Source organism: Sorangiineae bacterium MSr12523 (assembly GCA_037157775.1).
In the GTDB taxonomy this organism is placed as follows: domain Bacteria; phylum Myxococcota_A; class Polyangia; order Polyangiales; family Polyangiaceae; genus Pendulispora; species Pendulispora brunnea.
In genome coordinates this window covers 3043808-3062957 of record CP089982.1, presented here as the reverse complement: position 1 = coordinate 3062957, position 19150 = coordinate 3043808, and the positions used below count along the sequence as shown (strand labels likewise).

Annotated in this window: 20 protein-coding genes; 5 read left to right on the top strand and 15 right to left on the bottom strand. The window is 65.0% G+C overall.

Translation table 11 applies throughout. The features are described from left to right. Nucleotides 1-16 precede the first annotated feature (16 nt). From LZC95_12470 to LZC95_12450, 5 genes are all read right to left on the bottom strand, one after another. Nucleotides 17-577, bottom strand: a complete 561-nt coding sequence (locus tag LZC95_12470; GenBank protein ID WXA97645.1) for a hypothetical protein — start codon at nucleotides 575-577, stop codon at nucleotides 17-19. 74 nt (nucleotides 578-651) lie between these two features. Next, nucleotides 652-1503, bottom strand: a complete 852-nt coding sequence (locus LZC95_12465) for a hypothetical protein (GenBank protein WXA97644.1) — start codon at nucleotides 1501-1503, stop codon at nucleotides 652-654. A 156-nt stretch (nucleotides 1504-1659) separates the two neighbouring features. Further along, nucleotides 1660-2472 carry an alpha/beta hydrolase gene (locus tag LZC95_12460; GenBank protein ID WXA97643.1) on the bottom strand — a complete coding sequence of 271 codons (813 nt, stop codon included), beginning with the start codon at nucleotides 2470-2472 and terminating at the stop codon, nucleotides 1660-1662. 18 nt (nucleotides 2473-2490) lie between these two features. Continuing rightward, complete coding sequence (tadA, locus tag LZC95_12455; protein ID WXA97642.1) at nucleotides 2491-4785, bottom strand: Flp pilus assembly complex ATPase component TadA; 2295 nt, start codon at nucleotides 4783-4785, stop codon at nucleotides 2491-2493. Nucleotides 4786-4942: 157 nt separating this feature from the next. Further along, complete coding sequence (locus LZC95_12450) at nucleotides 4943-5125, bottom strand: hypothetical protein (GenBank protein ID WXA97641.1); 183 nt, start codon at nucleotides 5123-5125, stop codon at nucleotides 4943-4945. Between the two features lie 233 nt (nucleotides 5126-5358). Between LZC95_12450 and LZC95_12445 the strand changes: the two genes are divergently transcribed. Continuing rightward, nucleotides 5359-6849 (top strand): hypothetical protein, encoded by a 1491-nt coding sequence (locus LZC95_12445; protein ID WXA97640.1) that lies wholly within the window; start codon nucleotides 5359-5361, stop codon nucleotides 6847-6849. Between the two features lie 10 nt (nucleotides 6850-6859). On the opposite strand, the gene LZC95_12440 is transcribed toward LZC95_12445, so the two are convergent. Further along, nucleotides 6860-7924: a matrixin family metalloprotease gene (locus LZC95_12440; protein ID WXA97639.1), complete on the bottom strand. Its 1065-nt coding sequence runs from the start codon at nucleotides 7922-7924 to the stop codon at nucleotides 6860-6862. Nucleotides 7925-7963: 39 nt separating this feature from the next. On the opposite strand from LZC95_12440, the gene LZC95_12435 reads away from it, so the two are divergent. Further along, nucleotides 7964-8527 carry a YbhB/YbcL family Raf kinase inhibitor-like protein gene (locus LZC95_12435; GenBank protein WXA97638.1) on the top strand — a complete coding sequence of 188 codons (564 nt, stop codon included), beginning with the start codon at nucleotides 7964-7966 and terminating at the stop codon, nucleotides 8525-8527. Between the two features lie 101 nt (nucleotides 8528-8628). Here LZC95_12435 and LZC95_12430 read toward each other — a convergent pair whose 3' ends face one another. The 4 genes from LZC95_12430 to LZC95_12415 all read right to left on the bottom strand — a co-directional run bounded on the left by LZC95_12430 (nucleotide 8629) and on the right by LZC95_12415 (nucleotide 11525). Beyond that, on the bottom strand, nucleotides 8629-9435 hold the full coding sequence (locus tag LZC95_12430; protein ID WXA97637.1) for a peptidylprolyl isomerase: 807 nt from the start codon (nucleotides 9433-9435) through the stop codon (nucleotides 8629-8631). Between the two features lie 29 nt (nucleotides 9436-9464). Continuing rightward, nucleotides 9465-10091, bottom strand: a complete 627-nt coding sequence (locus tag LZC95_12425; GenBank protein WXA97636.1) for a DUF192 domain-containing protein — start codon at nucleotides 10089-10091, stop codon at nucleotides 9465-9467. A 288-nt stretch (nucleotides 10092-10379) separates the two neighbouring features. Continuing rightward, entirely contained in the window at nucleotides 10380-11300 is a 921-nt protein-coding gene (locus LZC95_12420) for a hydroxymethylglutaryl-CoA lyase (protein ID WXA97635.1), read from the bottom strand. 51 nt (nucleotides 11301-11351) lie between these two features. Next, nucleotides 11352-11525, bottom strand: a complete 174-nt coding sequence (locus LZC95_12415) for a hypothetical protein (GenBank protein ID WXA97634.1) — start codon at nucleotides 11523-11525, stop codon at nucleotides 11352-11354. A 128-nt stretch (nucleotides 11526-11653) separates the two neighbouring features. Here LZC95_12415 and LZC95_12410 point away from each other — a divergent pair, with 128 nt between their 5' ends. Beyond that, a complete protein-coding gene (locus LZC95_12410) occupies nucleotides 11654-12448 on the top strand; it encodes a hypothetical protein (protein ID WXA97633.1) in 795 nt (264 codons plus the stop codon). Nucleotides 12449-12509: 61 nt separating this feature from the next. After that, nucleotides 12510-13151, top strand: a complete 642-nt coding sequence (locus LZC95_12405; GenBank protein ID WXA97632.1) for a hypothetical protein — start codon at nucleotides 12510-12512, stop codon at nucleotides 13149-13151. On the opposite strand, the gene LZC95_12400 is transcribed toward LZC95_12405, so the two are convergent. Then, nucleotides 13142-13327 (bottom strand): hypothetical protein, encoded by a 186-nt coding sequence (locus LZC95_12400; protein WXA97631.1) that lies wholly within the window; start codon nucleotides 13325-13327, stop codon nucleotides 13142-13144. The two genes, LZC95_12405 and LZC95_12400, sit on opposite strands and share 10 nt — an antisense overlap. A gap of 167 nt (nucleotides 13328-13494) precedes the next feature. On the opposite strand from LZC95_12400, the gene LZC95_12395 reads away from it, so the two are divergent. Beyond that, on the top strand, nucleotides 13495-14349 hold the full coding sequence (locus tag LZC95_12395) for an NAD(P)-dependent oxidoreductase (protein ID WXA97630.1): 855 nt from the start codon (nucleotides 13495-13497) through the stop codon (nucleotides 14347-14349). Nucleotides 14350-14408: 59 nt separating this feature from the next. On the opposite strand, the gene LZC95_12390 is transcribed toward LZC95_12395, so the two are convergent. From LZC95_12390 to LZC95_12375, 4 genes are all read right to left on the bottom strand, one after another. After that, nucleotides 14409-14849 (bottom strand): hypothetical protein, encoded by a 441-nt coding sequence (locus tag LZC95_12390; protein ID WXA97629.1) that lies wholly within the window; start codon nucleotides 14847-14849, stop codon nucleotides 14409-14411. An 88-nt stretch (nucleotides 14850-14937) separates the two neighbouring features. Then, nucleotides 14938-16413, bottom strand: coding sequence for an amidophosphoribosyltransferase (gene purF / locus LZC95_12385; protein WXB00329.1), 1476 nt, complete (start codon nucleotides 16411-16413; stop codon nucleotides 14938-14940). 325 nt (nucleotides 16414-16738) lie between these two features. Next, a complete protein-coding gene (locus LZC95_12380) occupies nucleotides 16739-17383 on the bottom strand; it encodes a hypothetical protein (GenBank protein ID WXA97628.1) in 645 nt (214 codons plus the stop codon). After that, the gene (locus LZC95_12375) at nucleotides 17384-19111 is read right to left on the bottom strand and encodes a protein kinase (protein ID WXA97627.1); all 1728 of its coding nucleotides are present in this window, start codon (nucleotides 19109-19111) and stop codon (nucleotides 17384-17386) included. Nucleotides 19112-19150: the final 39 nt, after the last annotated feature.

The following is a 19150-nucleotide window of genomic DNA, read 5'->3' as shown; positions in this document are numbered from 1 at the left end:
GGGGTGCGGCGGCGACTCACCTCGTGCAAGCGGACGGAGGAATGCCCCCGCAGGTCGAAACAATGATGCCTTTGCACGGCTGCGTAACGCACGCACCAGCGTCGCCACATTCCGCGTCCGTTTTGCAAATGCGGCGGTTCTCGAAGGGATTGTTGCACGAGGTCGGAGGCGCACACTCGACGGTGACTTCTCCGAGCTTGGCGGTACCGCAACACACCTCGCCTTCATCGCAGTCGGCCTGCTCGTCACAGCCAATTTCGGTACCGCCGTTGCAGGCTCCCCCGTCGCTGTCGCTGGCGCACGCGGCACCGCCGTCATCTTGAACGCAGCAGAATTGGTCGTCGGTGTTGCACCGGGTATTGCCGCAGCGAAGGCTTTTGGGATCCGAGGCCCGGGCATCCTCGGGAAAGGCGTCAGTACCGGCATCTTCGCCTCCGTCGCGATCCACCGTACCGTCCGGACCAGCATCCGGGCGCGGCACGGAAGTCGAAGAGTCGTCGCCGCTGCACGCGACGAAACCCGCGCTCGCCGCGAAAATACCAAGTCCCAAAACTACTGCGACACGAGTGACGTTCATCGAAGTCCTCCCCATTGAAAGGCGTGCTTGTAGTCTACATTCTATCGTTTGGATGTAATGGTGGTCTCTCGCCCCTAGGGCCCGTAGATGGATCTGAAGTAGTTTTCGGTCTTACTGATGTCTTCGTCCGTCACCGTGCCGTGTACACCAAGAAGAGCAGCGATATCTCCTCTGAACCAGCGCTGATCCGAAGCGTGTCCGCCGACGCTGACGTCGATGCCCGGAGCGCTCACGTCGACCGGATTCACCTTCGTCTTGCTGACGACAGTTCCGTCCACGCGAAAAAGCAGGTCCGCACCCCGTCGGATCATCACCGCGGAGTGCATAACGTTCTCGGGATAGTCCCCCTTGGTTTCCAAGCGAAACTCCTTGGATAGGTCAACGCCCAACGTATATGACGGCGGCGCGGTGGAGATCCACCAACCCGAATAGCCGGGACCATCATTCTTTTTGGTCTTCTGCGCGATGGTGACGATGTCTATCGACCCTCCATCGAGAATGGGAACCAAATCGTAGCGAAACTCGATAAAAATCACAAAGTCGTCCGTTCCCCAGTGAAGCGAAGGGGAGTCTTTGATGAGCACACTCGAGAAATTGTCGAACCCATAACCGAGGCGGAGGGCCTTGTGTCCCGCGATCAACACGGACTGCACCATCATCTCGCTGTTCGAGCCGGCGGGGACTGCATCATTGTGATTGGCCGTCGAGTCGACCCACTTCGTTACGAAACCCCCGGACTCTTCGATGATCTCGCCTAGCCAGAACGCCGGTCGCAGCTGATGAGGCGACCATTCGGCTGAAGGAATGATTGAGCCCGTGTCCGCGCCTGCATCGGATGTCACCGTGCCTGTAGAGTCATCCTTCGAAGAGCAACTCAGCAGGATCAGCGTCGCGATTCCTGCCCCCCAAGGAAGAGATCTTACCATGCGAGAATATTACGAGCCGTCGCCACCTCACGACAAGGTTACGCTTGCCTCATCCTCAGCCTTGGGATGCATTCATCGCATTCGACGTCTGGTGCACGACCCGATTCACATCATTCGATCGGAAGACAAATCCGTCGTCGAGAGGTGGGCGCGGCGCTAGCGGAGGGAGGTGAGAAAGCTCTCGATGGCTGCGTTCACGGCCTCCGGCTGCTCGATGGAGGAGCTGTGGCCTGCGCGTGGGATGCGGACGAGGGAGCTGCCCGCAATCGACCGCTGGATGCGCTCGGCCTTGGCGGGGACGGTGGCCGTGTCCTGCTCGCCCACGATGATCAACGAAGGGCACGAGATGCGCGGGAGCTCCGACTCGATGCTCTCGCGCTCGATGACGCCGTTGACGGCGCGGTAGATGCTCTGGCGGTTTCCTAGGAGTTTCGAGAGCCAGATGCGTCGGTCGAGCTCGCGATCCGGGCTCTCTAGGAAGTGGCGCCCGAACATGATGGGCATCACTTTGTTCGCCACGAGCGAGAGGCTCAAGTAACGCGCGATGGCGTTGAGCATCTTGTACTTGCGGATGTTCTCGCGGGGCTCCGGCTCGGCGCTCGTCTCGAGCAAGATCATCGACGCGAGCAGATCTGGGCGGCGCGCGGCAAGGCGCAGGGCGACGAAACCGCCCATGGATAGGCCGGCGAAGTGGACCTTGCCCGGCCCGAGCGATTCCAACAAGGCGACCGCGTCGTCGTAGACCAGCTCGATGGTGACGATGCGGCCCGGGTGATCGTCGCTGCGACCTTGGCCGCGGTGGTCGTACGCGATGCAGCGGTAGCCCAGCCCGCGAAAATGCGCGAGCTGGGCGGCGAACATCTCGCCCGACCAGAGTAACCCGTGGCTGAAGACGATGGTCTGGCCGTTGCTGCCAGAGCCCGTGTCTTCGACGTAGAGCCGCGTACCGTTGATGGGAACGAGGGGCACGGTGCCCTTCCCTTTCTTTTACCCGCGGGATGCTGCGCGCTTGAAGAGATTCGGATCGACTTTGACGCCGCGGTTGCCGAACTCCGCCACCACGCGCGGGACCACGCCCGTGGCGTTGAAGGTGCCATCACCCCCATCGGCCGCGGTGAAGATGTCGCGAAGGACCACGCCCTTGGCATCGGAGCCAGCGAACTCCGCGAGGCGCAGCAAACGATGGCGTCCGTCCGCCGTGGGGACGACCTCGACGGCGATGTCGAAGGCCTCGCCGACGATCTCGCGTGCGGCCTCCAAGCTGGTGCCCGGGCGCAAGCTGGTGACCTGCGTGACGAGGCGCGAGACGCTCTGTCGAAGCGACGGAGCCACGGAAGCAGCGAGAACGCCATCGGTGCCTTCGCCAATCGCGTCCAACGTGGACACGGCTACGTGCCCGGCGAACTGCGAGACGACGACGCGATCTGGATGAATCTTCGCGGCTGCGCGCACCGCTTCCTCTCCGCGCGCGCGAACGTCGGACAGGGCAATCGATGTCACGTGCGCGTTGGGAACGAAGAACTCGTCCACCTCTTGAAGGACGCAGATGCGCTCGCCCGCGGGGCTCGACGAGGTGAGCGCGGCCAAGAACGACGAGGCCGCGAGGCTGCTGGGCCCCGTCACGAGCACGTTGGCGTGGGCCTGGAGGCAGTTCTCCAGGAAGGTCGCCATCGCACGCGAGAGGCCGCCCAAGCGCACGAAGTCGTCGAGGGTCAAGTCGAGGCGGCGGCGCTTGCGGATGACCAGCGCATGGCTCGACGAAGCCGGCGGCACCAGCGCAATCATGGTGGCGCCGCGCGAGAGCCGGCGCTCGATGACGCTTTCACCGGGACGCGGCGGCTCGTCGGACTTTTGAACGAGGCGCCAGACGATGCGGCGGAGCGCTTCGTCGCTGGTGAGCGGCACGTCCGACGCGCCGAAGACGCCCCCGCGCACGGCGAGAACGTGGTCGTAGCGTAGGCAATGAATCTCGCTGACGTCGTCGTCATCGAGCAAGGTGCCAATGGGACCGAAGCCGGTGAGCTCGGCCATGGCATCGCCCACGAGCATTTCGGCGTCGAGCCCCTCGGGGATCTCACCGTCGCTCTGCATCGCGCTGGCTTGTTCGCGCGCGGTGCGGCCCAATCGATCGACGACCTGCTCGTCGACGAAGATGGAGGCGTTGAGCGCACTCAAATCGGTCGCATCGGCGATGCGATCGATGAGCGTCACCAACGCAAGGCGCTTGGCCGCCTGCGCCGGCGTTTCACGCGGCGGAAGCCGCGAGGGAACTCCACTGGACGGGCCCGAGGGACGCGGCAGAGGGATCTGCGCGGGGCTCGCCGGACCACCGCCCGCCGGCGTGCGCGCGAGACCTTGGTTCGGCGTCGACGGAAGGGGCGCCGTTCCCGGCGGACGTGCCGGCAGAGGCGCGGGTGCTGGCGCCGGCGCACCGGCCGAGGCCAGCGTGTTCGGAAGCCGCGCGGGCGCTGGGAAGCGCGCAATCGCAGGAGCACCTGCGGCCGCTTGCGCCACCGCTCCCCCGCCAGCCGAGGGAGGCGGCCCGGGGATCTGCGCAGCGCCCGGGAACGGCGGCGCACCGGGGCCCGGAGGAGCCGTCGCCAAACCAGGCGGCGCACCAAGACCAGGGGGCGGCGGAGGCATGGCCCCGGGCTCGTTGTCACGCGGAAGCGCATCGAACGGCGAGCCACCGAGCGGGGGCGGCGGAGGCGCTCCCAGCCCGCCACCGAGACCCGGCGGCGGCGGCGGCGCTCCGAGACCCGGAGGGGGCGGCGCGCCCATCCCCGGAGCCGGCGGCATGCCCAAACCGGGAGGAGGAGGCGGCGGCGAAGCTCCGAGACCGGGAGGCGGCGGCGCATCGAGCGGAGGGAAGCCACCGCCCGGCCCCGGCATCGACGTATCGCCGGGAAGCGGCGGCATGCCCGCGGGACGCACGTTGTTGCCCGTGGGGTTGCGCGGAAGGCCGTCGGGTGCCCCGCCGGTACCATCGGCCGCGAGCGCTTCTTCGGAGGTGATCAGGCGAAGGACGAAGTCGCCGATGTAAATCTTGTCGCCCTCGCGGACGATGGTGGCCTGGGCGATCTTGCGCCCGTTGACGTACGTGCCGTTCGTACTCTTCAGGTCCGTAACGATGAACCGACCATCGCGATAAAGCAGCCGCGCATGATGCTTGGAGACGTTCCCCTTGGGGAGCATGAGATCGTTGCCCTGCACGCGGCCGACGTTGATCTCATTCTTGTCGAAGGACTCCTTACGCTCGGAGCCTCCTTTTTCGCTGATCACGATCGAGAACATTGTCCCTCGGAAGAAGACACCGAATGCGGCGGCCTATGAAACCCGTAGGTTAGACCGCTTTCGAACGCTTCAACGCCGCATTGTCGGGGTGTGTTGCCAGCGTGTCAATTCTCCGACAGCGACCGATCGCGCGGTCACGCGAGCATCACGGCTTTTGAGGGGCTTTTTTCACGTCGCTCGCCACCATGCCGACCAACTCGCCAGCAAGGGCGATCACATCGCGCTCGGCGTAGCCGCTCGCGCGAAGCTCTCGGTAAATCGTCTTGGCCAGAATCGCGATGGCGCGCGCGTCGCGGGCGCCGTGGGTCTCGTCGAAGGGAAGTGCCATTCTAGTCCTGGACCTTTTCGCAGCCGCTCCAAAGCCGGCTTGTTCGGGTGCGGTCTACAAGGAACGTGCCACCTACGTTCACGCCGATGGACCGAGCGGAGCGCGGACAAACGCGCACTTTGTCGAACGAATCCGCGGAGGATTGCGAACGTAGGTGCACGGCCGTGCTAACTCACATGCGAAGCAGCTTACGCACGGAGAGCTCGTGCGGCTGTAGTACCGTCCGTCGCGCGATGACCGAGACGGAGATCCAGAAGGAGCGGCAAACCGAGCGCCCAAGCGAGACGGAAAGCGCGAAAAGCGAGACGAGCGCGAACGAGCGCGCGAAGGAGCGAGCGAGCGAGGGCGAAAGCCTCCTTCAGCGATGGCTCCGGCCCGGGACTCGGGCGCGCCGGCGCATCGTGGCGCTCGGCATCTACCTCGTCTGCGTGGTGACCTTCGCCATCGTCGCGGGCAAGCCGCGCATTGCCGAGCACACGCCCTTCAACCACTACGCACTGGTGGCCAACGCATGGCTTCACGGGCGTCAGGATCTGCCCGGCGGCGCGCCCCACTACGCGCAGGGCAACGACTTCGCCGAGTTCGAGGGCAAGACGTACATCTCCTTTCCCCCCTTCCCTGCCGTGCTCATGGTGCCGTTCGTCGCCATCGCGGGATCGCCCGAGGAATTCCGCGATGGGCAGTTCATCATCTGGCTCGCGGGCATCGGGCCGGCGCTGCTCTTTCTGATCCTGGAGAAGCTGCGCGATCAAGGGCGCTCCGAGTGGGGCGAGACGTTCAACGCCACGCTCGCGCTGATCTTCGCCTTCGGGACGGTGTACTTCTTCACGGCGGTGCAAGGCACCGTGTGGTTCGCGGCACACGTCGTCGGCGTGGGCCTCGCCGCCGCGTACATGCTGGTGGCCATCGACGCGCAGCGCCCGTGGCTTGCGGGCCTTCTTTGCGCCTGCGGCTGGGCCACTCGACCGACCCTTCTTCTGACGTCGATCTTCTTTGCCCTCGAGGCCTTGCGCGTCTCGTGCGAGGACAAGGGCGGGCTGCCCACCGAGGGCACCTTCCTCGAACGGGCGCGCGAGACGTTGCGACGGCTCGACGTGGGCGCCTTTCTGCGCAAGTGCATTCCCTTCGCGGTTCCGATTCTCGGGGCCTTCGCGATTCTAAGCTGGATGAACAGCACGCGCTTTCACACGATGAGTCCTTTCGCGGGGCACGAGTTCCTCGGCATTCGCTGGCGTCCGCGCATCGATAAATGGGGTCTCTTCGGGTATCACTACTTTGCAAAGAACCTGGGCATCATGCTCACGAGCCTTCCCTGGTTCCCGCCGGCGGGTGCGCGCGGGCACGGGGCGCCGTTTCAGATCAATTTGCACGGATTGGCGCTTTGGTTCACGACGCCTCTCTATTTCTGGCTTTTTCGGCCGAAGAAAGCAACGTGGCTCTACGGCGCTTTGGCCATTACCGCGGGGGCGTGCGCATTGATGAATGCCCTCTATCAAAATAGCGGCTGGCTCCAATTTGGATATCGTTTCTCCAACGACTACGCGATTCTGCTTTTTATCATGCTCGCATTGGGTGGACGCAAGCCGGGGCTTGGCTTCCAGGTGGCGGCCATATGGGGCATCGGTTGGAATCTTTTCGGCGCGATGACCTTCGACCGCGGGGGCCCGGCGTCGCAGTATTACTTCGCCGAGGGCACGCAATCCGTCATCTATCAGCCGGACTAGCGTCGCGGCTCTAGACGCGTCCGGGGCCTCGGCGTCGCGCGATGACGAGGCCCAGCGCCAGAAACGACGCCATCGCCACCGCGAAACCCGTGGAGCCATCGCTCCGTGAGGCCGTCTCCGGCGAGTCCGACCCGCCGCGGGAGAACGAGGAGGGGGACACGGAGCAGCCGCTGGACGTCTCACCGCCGCAGTCCAAGGTGTAACCGCCCACGGGCGTGGGATCGCAGGCGACGGCCTCCACCGGCGGATCGCTCCCGCCGCGTTGGCCGCTGGGGAGGTAGGCGCCGCAGATGCCGGACACGTCGTCCGGGGTGAGGTTGCGCATGTGCGTGGAGCCAGGACGGTACTGCGCGTACATGGTGGCGTGGTCATCGAGTGAGTGCGCCAGCCCGAGAAAGTGCCCCGCCTCGTGCGTAACGATGCTCGCGAGATCGTAACCGGCGGGCGGAATCGGATCGCGCACCGTCAGCGTTTGTTGCGCGGTGTTGAGTTCCATGTCCGCATCGAGGATCTCGCCGGTCTCCGAGTTGTACTGCACGCTGGTGAGGCCCAACGTGTTGTTCGAGTCGACGTGGTTCCACTCACCGTCGCGAAAGACGATGACGTGTTGATTCGGTCCGGAGCCGTTGAACTTCACGGTGCCGCAATTGACGGGGCCGAGGTAGCGCACGTCGATGCTCACGCGCGAGGGACCGGTGCCGTCGGTGGGGCAGCTCGTGCCCGTCCACTTGTTGAAGGCCGTGATGAGCGCCTGCTCGGCGTCGTTCAGGGATACTTGGTTGCTCGCGTCCTTCTGCAGGCTGAAGCCGACGCACGCATTCTTCCAGTAGAGCGGCTTGCCATAGGGGCAGCACGAGCCCTCGATGGCGGCGTTCCACGTGTCGCACTTGTTTCCTTTGACCGTCGGATCGCTGGGGTCGCGCCCGGTCATCGTTCGGCAGAACGCATCGGCGCGCGAGGTCGAGGTCACCATGAAGCCGGCGAGCGCGACGCTCACCAGGAACGCTGAAAGCCTCTGCATGCGGCCGCGATCGTACTCGGCCGAGCCGCAAGCATCGCTCTTATTTTTTTTCAAGATGTCGATGCTCGAAAGGACGGGTACACACTGAGCGACATGCGTTACTTCTCATCGAACCTCGCCATCCTGCTCGCGGCCGCGTGCAGCACGATGGCCTGCAAATCGGTAGGAGGCCTCGCTCCGAACCCGGCCCCGGGCGTCACGGTCGCCACCATCGCCGTCACGAGTCAGGCCTTCACGGAAGGCGGTCCCATCCCCGTCGACGCAGGGTGTGATGGGAAAGACGTCTTCCCTGGCTTGATCTGGAGCGCCCCGCCGCCCGGCACGCGCTCGCTCACCCTCATCGTCGACGATCCCGATGCGCCATCGGGAACGTTCACGCATTACATCGCCTTCAATCTTCCGCCCGAGTTGCGCGCCCTACGCGAAGGCGGCGATCCCGTCAAGGAAGGTGGCCGTCTCGGCCGCAACGACTTCGACGCGGTCCGCTACAACGGTCCCTGCCCTCCCAAGAGCACCGAGCACCATTACCGGTTCACGCTTTATGCGCTGGATACCCCGCTCGGGGTCAAGGAGGGTTCCCAAACTGCCGATGTCGTGAAGGCGATGAATGGGCATTTGCTTGGGCAGGGGACGTTGACGGGGAGGTTTGGGCATTAGCGTGTCGTGCGTCGGCTAGCGTCTTCGCGCATGCGCACGCGCACGCGCACGACCACGCGTGCGCGTGCGCGAAGCGACCCCGGGGACGCCTTCCGCCGCGACTACTTCGAAGCGTCTTTCGCGCTGCCGCCCTTGCCGGGCTTCTCGCGCGCAATCTTCACGCTCTTGATCGTCACCGGGGTCTCCGGTGACTCGCCGCGGACCTTGACGCCGGCGATCTTGTGGATCGTGTCCACCGGCGAGCACTCGCCGAAGATCGTGTAGCTCACGTCGAGGTGAGGGGCCGCGGCGTCGGTGATGAAGAACTGCGCACCGTTCGTGTTGGGGCCGCGGTTGGCCATGCAGAGAAGGCCCGCGCGATCGTGTTTGCCGCCCGCCCACTTCTCGTCGGGAATGACATAGCCCGGCTCGCCGCTGCCGTTGCCCTTGGCGTCGCCGCCCTGGATCATGAAGCCCTTGATGATGCGGTGGAACGTCGTCCCATCATAGGCGGGGCGGTTGACCCAGGCTCCCTTCGGATCCTGCCAAGTGCGCGCGCCCGTCGCGAGGCCGACGAAGTTGGCCACCGTCGTCGGGGCCTTGTCCTCGAGCAGCTTGCATTTGAGCTCGCCCTCGCTCGTGTCCATCGTGGCGATGAGGGCGCCCGTCCCTGAAATGTCCTTCGTCGCGTCCGCGAGGGTGAACTTGCCCTCCAGCGGATCGCCCGCCTTGGCCGCCGCCGAAGGCTTCGAACCGAGCCCCGAGTTGAGCTCGGCGCCACTCGCCGCCGTCGCAGGGGCCGCCGCGGCCGGATCTTTCTTCGTCTCGATCTCGGGCTGCGTACGGCTACAGCCGCCCAGCGCAAGGGCAAGAACGCCAACCAACGAGGCAACCGAAACAGCTGAGGCGGAGCGAGTAAGGGAGGTCATCGAGTTCATCGTCTTAGAACAAGGAAGGCTCAGTGGGGAAGCTTCATGGTCTGCCCCGCCCGCACCCCATGGCGGCGGCACCAACCGGCGTTCATCTCGAGCACCCAAGACGATGCGCAGCCCACCGTGCGCTCGGTGTCGTTCAACGTTGGAACGTTCTCCAGAATGCCGACGATCAGCCCGTCGGTGTCGATGAAGAGCATGTCCAGCGGGATGCAGGTATTGCGCATCCAGAACGAGTGCTCCCGGCGCGGGCCCAGATCGAAGAGCATGCCCTGCTCTTCCGGCATTTGCGTGCGGAACATCAGCCCGCGCTCGGTCTCCGCCTCCGTATGCGCAAGCTCCGCTTTGAGCGGCACCGGGCCTCGCCCCGTTTCAATCGATAGGTCGACCATCGAAAGCAGATGCGGGTTCGGATCCTTCGGGCAACGCCCTGCGGGCGCAGGCGCGGCCGCGGGCGGCGGTGTCACAGGTGTGGCCAAAATGCAGCGCGCCGGCTGCTCGCTCGGGCTGGATGAAACGGACTGCGCGGCCGCTGCCGGGCTCGATGACGCTGCCGAGGTCGACGTCGGCTCGGGAGGGGTGCGGGTGCAAGCGCTGGCTACGATCAGCGGGGAAAACACGCTGATTGCCGCGGAACGAAGAAACCGTTTCATGGGGTGCGGCCGCGACACTAGCAGAACGCAGCGCACAAAATGAAAACGGCACCACATAGGGGGCCCGGGGGGGGAGAGCCAACCTACGCGATGCCGCACCCTGTCTTAGCGATGTCCATGCCAGGGCACCGCCAGCGATTTCCTCGACGTTTTTGCGAGGCAGAAGCGTCGGAATCGTTCAGAAGTGAAAAACCACATTACCAATCTGCACGACGGGCGTCGCCGATCGGAAATGTTTGCGCAGGTGATGAACTACGGAAACGGCGTGCCCCCTCCTCACTACGCACATTAGGCGCGTAGGCTTCGCACTCCTGATTGATGCACTTTCCCCGGAAGTGGTCGCCCAACGATGCTCTCCGCCGCTTTTCCGGCCCAAACGAGCTTCTCGAGGTCGATACCGGTCTCGATGCCCATTCCGTGGAGCATGTAAACCAGGTCTTCCGTGGCCATGTTGCCCGCAGCCCCCGGCGCATAGGGACACCCGCCAAGGCCACCCACGGAGGCATCGAAGTCGCGAATCCCGATACCCAGGCCCACCAGGATGTTCGCCAGCGCGGTGCCGCGGGTATCGTGCATGTGCATCGCGATTTTCGGCGCTGGAATGTCCTTGAGCATGCGGTCCAGGATGCGCGCCGTCTGGCGGGGCGTACCGCAACCAATCGTATCGCCCAGTGAAACCTGGTAGCAGCCCAGCTCGATCAGCCGCATCGCAATGGCGTGGGATCGCTCGATTTCGACCTCGCCCTCGTAGGGGCAGCCCCACACCGTCGAGACGTAGCCGCGCACGCGCATGCCCGCAGCCCGCGCCGGCGGAACCGTTTCCTCGAACTCGAGCAACGTCTCATCAATCGTCTTATTGATGTTCTTCTTGTTGTGCGTCTCACTGGCGCTGAGAAACACGGCAATCTCTTCGAGACCGGCGGCCTTGGCGCGCGAAAGGCCCTTTGGATTCGGGCACAGGGCGGAGAAGGTCACGCCGGGTGGCGGCTTGATGTGCCCTGCGAGTTCGTCGGCATCGGCGAGCTGGGGGATCCACTTGGGCGAGACGAAGCTCGTGATTTCGATGCGCTGCAGACCCGCTTGGGCCAGGGCATCGATGAGCCGGATTTTGTCCGGCGTCGACACGGTGACTTTCTCGTTTTGAAGGCCATCCCGCGGGGAGACCTCGTAGATGGACACGCGTTCGGGAAGCCGGGACAGATCGATCATTTCAGCTCCGTAGCTTAACCCACCGCGAAGCTCAAAGCCTGTCACCGCCGGTCATCCGTAACGCCAGCCGAGGCCCGGCATCTCGTAGACCGAGCCCTCCCGCGTCTTCTTGTAAGAGCTGGGCAGGCCATCCAGATCGTCTTGGAAGAGCTCCACGCGACCCCAGATCGTGCGGCTGTCCTCGCGCTCCTTCGTCAGCTCCGTTTCGGTCGTCGTCGTCTTCATGAACGACAAGATGGACCCGCGCGCTGTCAGCCTTCTGTCAGGTATATCCTACCCCTAGCCTGTCAACCTTATGTCAGGATATCCACCCCCGGTCTTAGAGAACGGCGATTGCTTCATGTCGGGATTGCATGCACGAGGACGAAAACGACCGATCCACGATTCCAGAGCTCCGTCTTCGCGGGCGGCTCGCGGCTGTGTATTACCCGGCCTTGCTCGCGCTCTCGCATCGCGCGCTCGCGCACCGCTTGGGGGAGCGCGCGACCGTGTACGATCCCCACGTCGGCGCCGCGGCGGGGTTGTCGGCGATTGCGGCGACGTTGGAGGAGCTCGCGCGGAGGTTTGCCGATGCGAAGGCGTCGTACGAGCCGGCGCACTCCATCGTGGGCGCCTCGCGCGATGTCACGGAAGGAACGCTGACGCTCGAGGAGCGCATCCACCTCCCCGTTGCCTGCGTGATGCACCGTCGCAAAGAGCGACAGGCCGATCTTCGCGCGTACCACGCGACCGCGCCGCTCGGGCGCGCGCAGGCGCACCGCACCGCGCGGGCACCGGAAGAGGGATACGTGCTTCCCACCGACGTGGCCGAGCACCTGGCCGCGCTGCGCCTGGGCGATGCGGATGCGCTGGTGGCCGGCTTCGAGAGCGGCGGGCACCTGCGCGATGGCGCCGGGCGCATCCACCATCGCGAGAAGAACGAGCTTCACGACTTCTACGTGCGCACCCTGCAGAGCGAGCGCGGCGCCAACGACTGGGTGCCCGTCGTCATCGCCACCGCCGAGGACGGGCGGCTCTGCGCCGTGGAGTACAGCACGGAGAAGCTGCGCGATGGCGAGACGTCCCCCAAGGAAGGGCTGCTCGTCTTCGAGCGCGGCGACAGCGGACTCTTTCACAGTGTTCGCGTCTACGACGAATTGGGCCTATAGATTTCCCGCAGCGGTCGCGCCCGGAATGTTCGCCTCCGCCCGCAAGTTATCCAAATTGGCCATGCACCCCACGCTCTTCACGTTCGACATCTTCGGCACCGTCCTCGATTGGCGCACCGGCATGCGCGACGCACTCGCGCGGGCAAAACCGGACGGCGTCGACCTCACCGACGACTTGTTCAACCGCATCGTCGACACGCAAGGCGCACTCGAGTCGCGGGCGTTCCGTCCGTACACGGAAATCGTGGCGGAGAGTCTCATCGAGGTCGTCGGACTCGATCCGGCGGCGGCGAAGGCCATCGGGGACGACGTCGGAAAGGGCGCACTTTATTCGGATGCCAGCGAGGGCCTTGCGCGATTGATGCGCGTGGCGCCGTGCGTCGCGATGACCAACAGCGATCGCGCGCACCGTCCGCAGGTGGAAGCGCAGCTCGGCTTCGCCCTCTCGGACTGGTACTGCGCGGAAGACACCCGCGTCTACAAGCCGGCCCACGAGTTCTGGCATCACGTGGCGCGCAAACGCGGTCTGCGGTTCGACAAGAGCTGGTGGCATGTCTCCGCGTATGCCGATTACGATTTGGACGTGGTGCGGAGCCTCGGGCTCACCGCGGTGTTCATCAAAAGGCCGCACCGCCGTCCGGGCGGCGCCGATTACGAGTTTCGCACGCTGCTCGAGCTCGCCGACTACGTCGGTCACCCGTAGCGCCAACCGAGGCCGGGCAGCGTATGGGCCACCCGCCCCGTGCGCGCGACGGCCAGCATGTCCAGATCGACCTGCGCGATCTCACAGGGCGGCGGCCGCGGTGGCTCGACCTGGGGCTCGATCTTGGGCTCGGTGCGAGCTTTCCAGGGTAAGGGAAACAGTGCCATCGTCTTCATAGAGAGCAATCTGTGGGCCGGCGCGCACCAAGCCAAATGACACGTGCTGATCTTGAGGGGTTAGGGGTTGGGGGTTAGGGGTTAGGGTGGGAGAGCGAAGATTTTTCCTCTCCCTCTCATTCTTCTTCCCCCTAACCCCTAACCCCTAACCCCTCTACCCTCTCACCATGCACATAGCTTTTTTGGGAACGGGCCTCATTGGTGCGGGGATGGTGCAAGGGATGCGCAAACGCGGAGAGCGCGTGCGCGTGTGGAATCGGACGTCGGAAAAGGCGCGGGCACTCGAGAGCGTTGGTGCCGAGGCAACGGCAACGCCGATCGAGGCGGTGCGTGGCGCGTCGCGCGTGCACATCGCGGTGAGCGACGATGCGGCGGTGGACGCGATTCTTGCGGCCATCGACACGACGCTCGATGCGAAAACCCCCATCATCGACCACACCACGGCCTCGCCGGCCGGCACCGCCGTGCGCTACGAGCGGCTCGGGGCGCGGGGCGTTCCCTTTCTGCATGCGCCCGTGTTCATGTCGCCGCAGGCCTGCCGCGAATCCAGCGGAATCATGCTCGCATCGGGGCCGCGGGCGAACTTCGAGGCGCTGGAGCCGGCGCTGCGTCCGATGACCGGGAATCTCTGGTGGATCGGCGAGCGCCCGGACCTCGCGGCGTCGTTCAAGCTGTTCGGCAACACGATGATTTTCACCATCACCGGCGGCGTGGCGGACATCCTGACCCTCGCGCGCTCGCTCGGCATTTCGGGCGAGCAGGCGTTGACGCTGTTTCAGCACCACAAGGCCGCATCGACCATCGATATTCGCGGCGCAAAGATGGCGCAAGGCAACTTCACGCCGAGCTTCGAGCTCGCCATGGCGCGCAAGGACATCCGCCTCATGTTGGAGGCCGCGGCCCAGGGCGATGCGCCGCTGACGGTGTTACCGGCGCTGGCCAAGCGCTTCGACGAGCTGATCGCACAGGGTCACGGCGGCGACGACGTGGGCGTCATCGCCCGGGATGCCGTGAAGAAGTAGCGGCCCAGGACGAGGGGGGACGCACGAATTTCGCGTCCCTTCCCATGCCCGTGGTGCCACTACCAGGAGGTCCCGTGGACGCCGATCTCGACGCTGCGCTCGCCGTCCTTCGGGGTGAGCCCCACGGAGGTGATCGTCAGCTTCACATCCTTGGTCTCGGCATCGAGGCACGAGTTCGGGACCATCTGGAACATCCCGCTTCGCTGCGACGAGTTCAAGAGCACGTTGTACTGCGTGCCGTTCGAGCAGGTGACGTCGAAGCGGCCGCTCAACATCACCGGGTAAAACGAATCGGACGTGAGACCGAATGCCCGGTGGCGCCGAGACGTCGCAAACGTCGCCGGGCAGGTGGGACAGCCCTCTTTGTTCACCAACACGCGCCCGAGCGCCGTCCAGTTGGCCATCGAGGGTTGTCCCTCGGCGCGGCTCGTCTCGTGCCCCGCGACCAAGAAGAATCCAACCGCACCAACGAACCCAGCGACCTTGAAAATAGAATTCACGATATGCGCCTCAGATGGAGCTACTGCAGATAGTGAACCATCCTCGGCCTAACGCAACACCCCACGCGCTCCCCATAGGAATGTGGCCTTAGACGCCAACCAGTCGCATTTGGCGTTTGCCGTTTGCAGGCGGCGTGAACGCAATCGGGTATTCGCCCGAGAAACATGCATGGCAGTAGCCCCCGGACGTCTCCTGGCGAACTTCCGGGCCGCGGACGGCGCGAATCATGCCGTCGAGCGACAAATAAGCCAGTGAATCCGCGGTGATGTAGCGCGCGATTTCGTCGACGGTGTGGCTGGAGGCAATGAGCTCCCGACGGGTCGGCGTGTCGATGCCGTAATAACAAGGCCACTGCGTCGGGGGGCTCGAGATGCGCATGTGCACTTCGCGCGCGCCGGCGTCGCGGATCATCTTTACGATTTTGCGCGAGGTGGTGCCGCGCACGATGGAGTCGTCGAGGACGACCACGCGCTTGCCGCGCAGGATGGTCGCGACGGGATTCAACTTGAGGCGCACACCGAAGTGGCGAATCGACTGCTGCGGCTCGATGAAGGTGCGACCGATGTAGTGCGACCGAATGAGCCCCATTTCGAAGGGGATGCCTAGCGCCGACGAGTAGCCGATGGCCGAAGGAACACCCGAGTCGGGGACCGGGATGACCACGTCGGCATCGACGGCGCACTCGCGTGCGAGCGCCTCGCCCAGCGACTTGCGCACTTCGTAGACCGAGCGGCCTTGGATGCGCGAGTCAGGACGTGCAAAGTACACGTATTCGAAGATGCACATGTGCGGCGCGGCCTTTTCGGTCAGCCGCAAGGAGCGCATGCCGTTTTGGTCGATGACCAGCATCTCGCCCGGCTCGAGATCGCGCACGAACTCGGCGCCGATGAGATCGAACGACGTGGGCTCGCTCGCAACGATGTGCGCGTCGCGAAGGCCCGACTGCTTCGAGCCCGGGAGGATGCCCAAACAGAGGGGACGCACGCCGCGCGGATCGCGCACGGCGACGAGCATGTCCTCGGTCATGAACAGGAGCGAGTAGGCGCCTTTGACCCGGGCGAGTGCGTCGGAGATGCGGTCTTCGACGGTGGGCTGCGAGGAGCGCGCCACCAGGTGGACCAACACTTCGCTGTCGCTCGATGATTGGAAGATGGAGCCGCTGGCCTCGAGCTCGGCGCGAAGTTCGTCGGCGTTGGTCAGGTTGCCGTTGTGGCAGACCGCCAAGGAGCCGAGGGCGAAGTCGACGGCGAAGGGCTGCGCATTCTTGAGCGCGGAGCCGCCCGCGGTGGAGTAGCGCACGTGCCCGATGGCGTAGCGGCCCGGGAGCTTCTCGAGCTGGGACTGACTGAAGACGTCCTGCACGAGGCCCATCGCGCGGTGCACGAAAAGCTGCTCACCATCGCTGGTGACGATGCCCGCAGACTCTTGTCCGCGGTGTTGCAGGGCATGGAGCCCTAGATACGTGAGGTTCGCGGATTCGGGGTGACCGTAGATGCCGAAGACGCCGCACTCATCGTGAAAATGGTCGTCGTCGAGATCGGCAAAACGAGCGGAAGGCTGGATATCTGCAATGTCGTTGACCACGGGGCGCCGCTAACTTGGACGCAATGCGCCCGGACGGCAAGCCAGAACGCGTGTGATTTCGTCAGCAAGGGCAACGTTCGATTCAACGTACCGTTCTCGATTCCGCGCTGTGCGTGGACGGCGGCAGCGGGACGAAACCGGCGAGACCGGCGCGATGTGTGGTCCAGAAAGAAAGGATCGCCTGAACGCCTGGCGATCCCAGCGCGAGAACCGGACGAGGGCGCCGGCCTCGCCGGGACTGTTCCGCTGCCGCTGCTTGCCTTCGACCGCAATTCTGAACTGGACCCGCGTCTCGAACGTTGCGTTAACGACCGGCGTAGTTGGCTGTAACGACGATCTTGTAGCGCTCGTGCGCGTGGGGGATGTCGAGCGGGGTCGACGCGAGCTCTTTTTTGACGGCGAGCGCGCATGCGGACGCGAGCTTCGCGCTCTTCAAGGTGCGGCCGTCGCGGGGGGCCAAGATGGCGATTTTATTACGGGTTCTCGCAAAGCCCACGTCGGCGACGTACTGAATGGTGCCGCCGGCGCTCGAGGTCGGAACGCAGTCGGCCTTTTTGACGATCGCGGCCGCGAGGGCGGTCTCGATTGAGGAGAGCCGGTCGCAATCGCCCGGTGCTGTCTTGCGGGTGCCGCGGTCGTGGCAACTCAGAACGGCGATTTCCGAAAGGGAGATCCCGGAAGCGCCGGCATCGAGGGCGGTCGGCGCGGCTGCGTCCGCTGTTTCGCCCACCGCGTCGGCAACCACCGGGCGCGGGATGGGCGGTGCGTTGTCCTCGGAGCGAGGACGGCGCCACAGGTACAGCGGAATGGCAACGAGCGCGAGCGTGAGCAGACCCACGATGAGCAGCTGGATCTTGCCCACGCGATCGACGCTCGCGGCAAGAGCCTCGATGTCGGGTTTGGGGGGATCGCTCTTTGGGATCCCTAACTTCGACGGCTTGAACGGCATTTACGACTGCGGATCGACGAGCGTGCGAACGTTGACCCCCGGCTCGTAACGCGCGATGGACGCCACCAGATCGAGCCCGTCCGGAAGCATGACCTGGACTTGCTGCACGACCTGCTCGACGAGGTTGCGCGCTTCCTGCGGCCCGGGGCCGGTCATGGCCACGACGAACCGCAGTGGGCCCGTGCGTCCTGCCGTCACGGCGATGAGCGACAGAAGAAGCATGTCCGTGAGCTCCACCACGCGGGTGGCGGCACGGCGGAAGGCGAGCATCTCGAGGATGGTCGGCCGGTCGGAGACGAGGCGATTCGGCCCCCGCAGCTCGTAGCGTGCGACGGTGAGCGGCGCATCGACCCATTCCGCGAACTGCGCCTCCTCGTCGAGCATCTTGAGGAGCTGGTCGCGCGAGAGAAGCTGCGTGAGCCCGTCGCGCTTGGCGAGGTACACGCGGGCGCGTTTGTGACCGACGCTGCCAGGGGCAAAGCTCACGAGCTTGAAACGCAGCTCGCCGAGCTGCACTTCCCCGCCGTGCATCAGGTTGACCTGCTTGCGGCGCTCGTAGGTGTGATCGACGTAGGTGCCGTTGGTGGAGCCCAAATCTTCGACGACCCAGGTTCCGTTTTGCCAGCGGAGCTGCGCGTGCTGACCGCTCACCGTGGCCTCGGGCACGACGAGATCGTTGTCCGAACGACGCCCGATGGTGATGGTCGGCTTCTCGAGGCTGTATAGATCGCCGACGCACTCGGAAGCGTTGGTGGCGTACGTGGAGAGCAGCGCCTGCTGCCCCGGAGAAAATTGCGCGGTTGCGCTCCGGCCGGGCGGCGGGCCCGGATCGAGACGCTCGCGCGGAACCTGGATGGGGTTCGTCGTGAGCGTAACCGGGTTGAAAAAGCGCATATGGCGCGCGGGGAGGCGCTGCTGCGGGTCGTCCGAGAGGCAACGGAAGACCTGCTTGATCTCGTCGATCGACAGGCCCGCGGGCACGTCGAACATGATCTGCGCGCGCATCGGCTTGGAGCGCGGCTTGTAGCCGGGCTCGGGGACGCGGCACGTCCACATTTCCCAGAGCGTGAGGCCGAGCGCGTAGACGTCGTCCTCCGGCGAGGCGCCGCCAGACCGAATACGCTCGGGCGCCATGTAATTCGGCGTGCCGCCGTCGGGCGGGGCGCCGGGCCTTCGCCCGATCACGCGTGCGCGCTCTTTGGCGAAGCCGAAGTCGAGGACCATCGCCTTACCGAGGCCTCCGTCGGGATCCGACGTGACCATGACGTTCCCCGGCTTCAGATCGCCGTGGACGAGGCCTTGGGCATGGATGGCGGCCACCCCCGACGCAATGTCGTGGGCAAGGCGGCGAAACTCATCGGATGTGTAACCGCCCTGGGCTTTCTTTCGGCGAATATGCGTGTGCAGGGTCTGTCCGGTGATGTGCTCCATCACCAGGATTGGCCCGTACGCCGACGGCGAAAGATCGTGCACGCGGCAGACGTTGGGATGACTGACCGAGCGGGCGTGGAGGAGCTCCTGACGCAACGCCTCGTCATCGCCGGGCATGCGCGATTCCTCGCGCACGATTTTCAGGGCGACGGGCTGCTGGGTGGCACGGTCGTACGCAAGAAAGACCTCGCCCATTCCCCCTTTTCCGAGGCTCTGGCGAATTTCATAGCGGTCGTTGATGACCGTCCCCATCACCAAGGGGGCAAGATTGCTGCTACTCCGCGACGCGTCGGACACGGTGGCCTAGAGGGTCGTCGATCCCGTCGTCCGACGCAA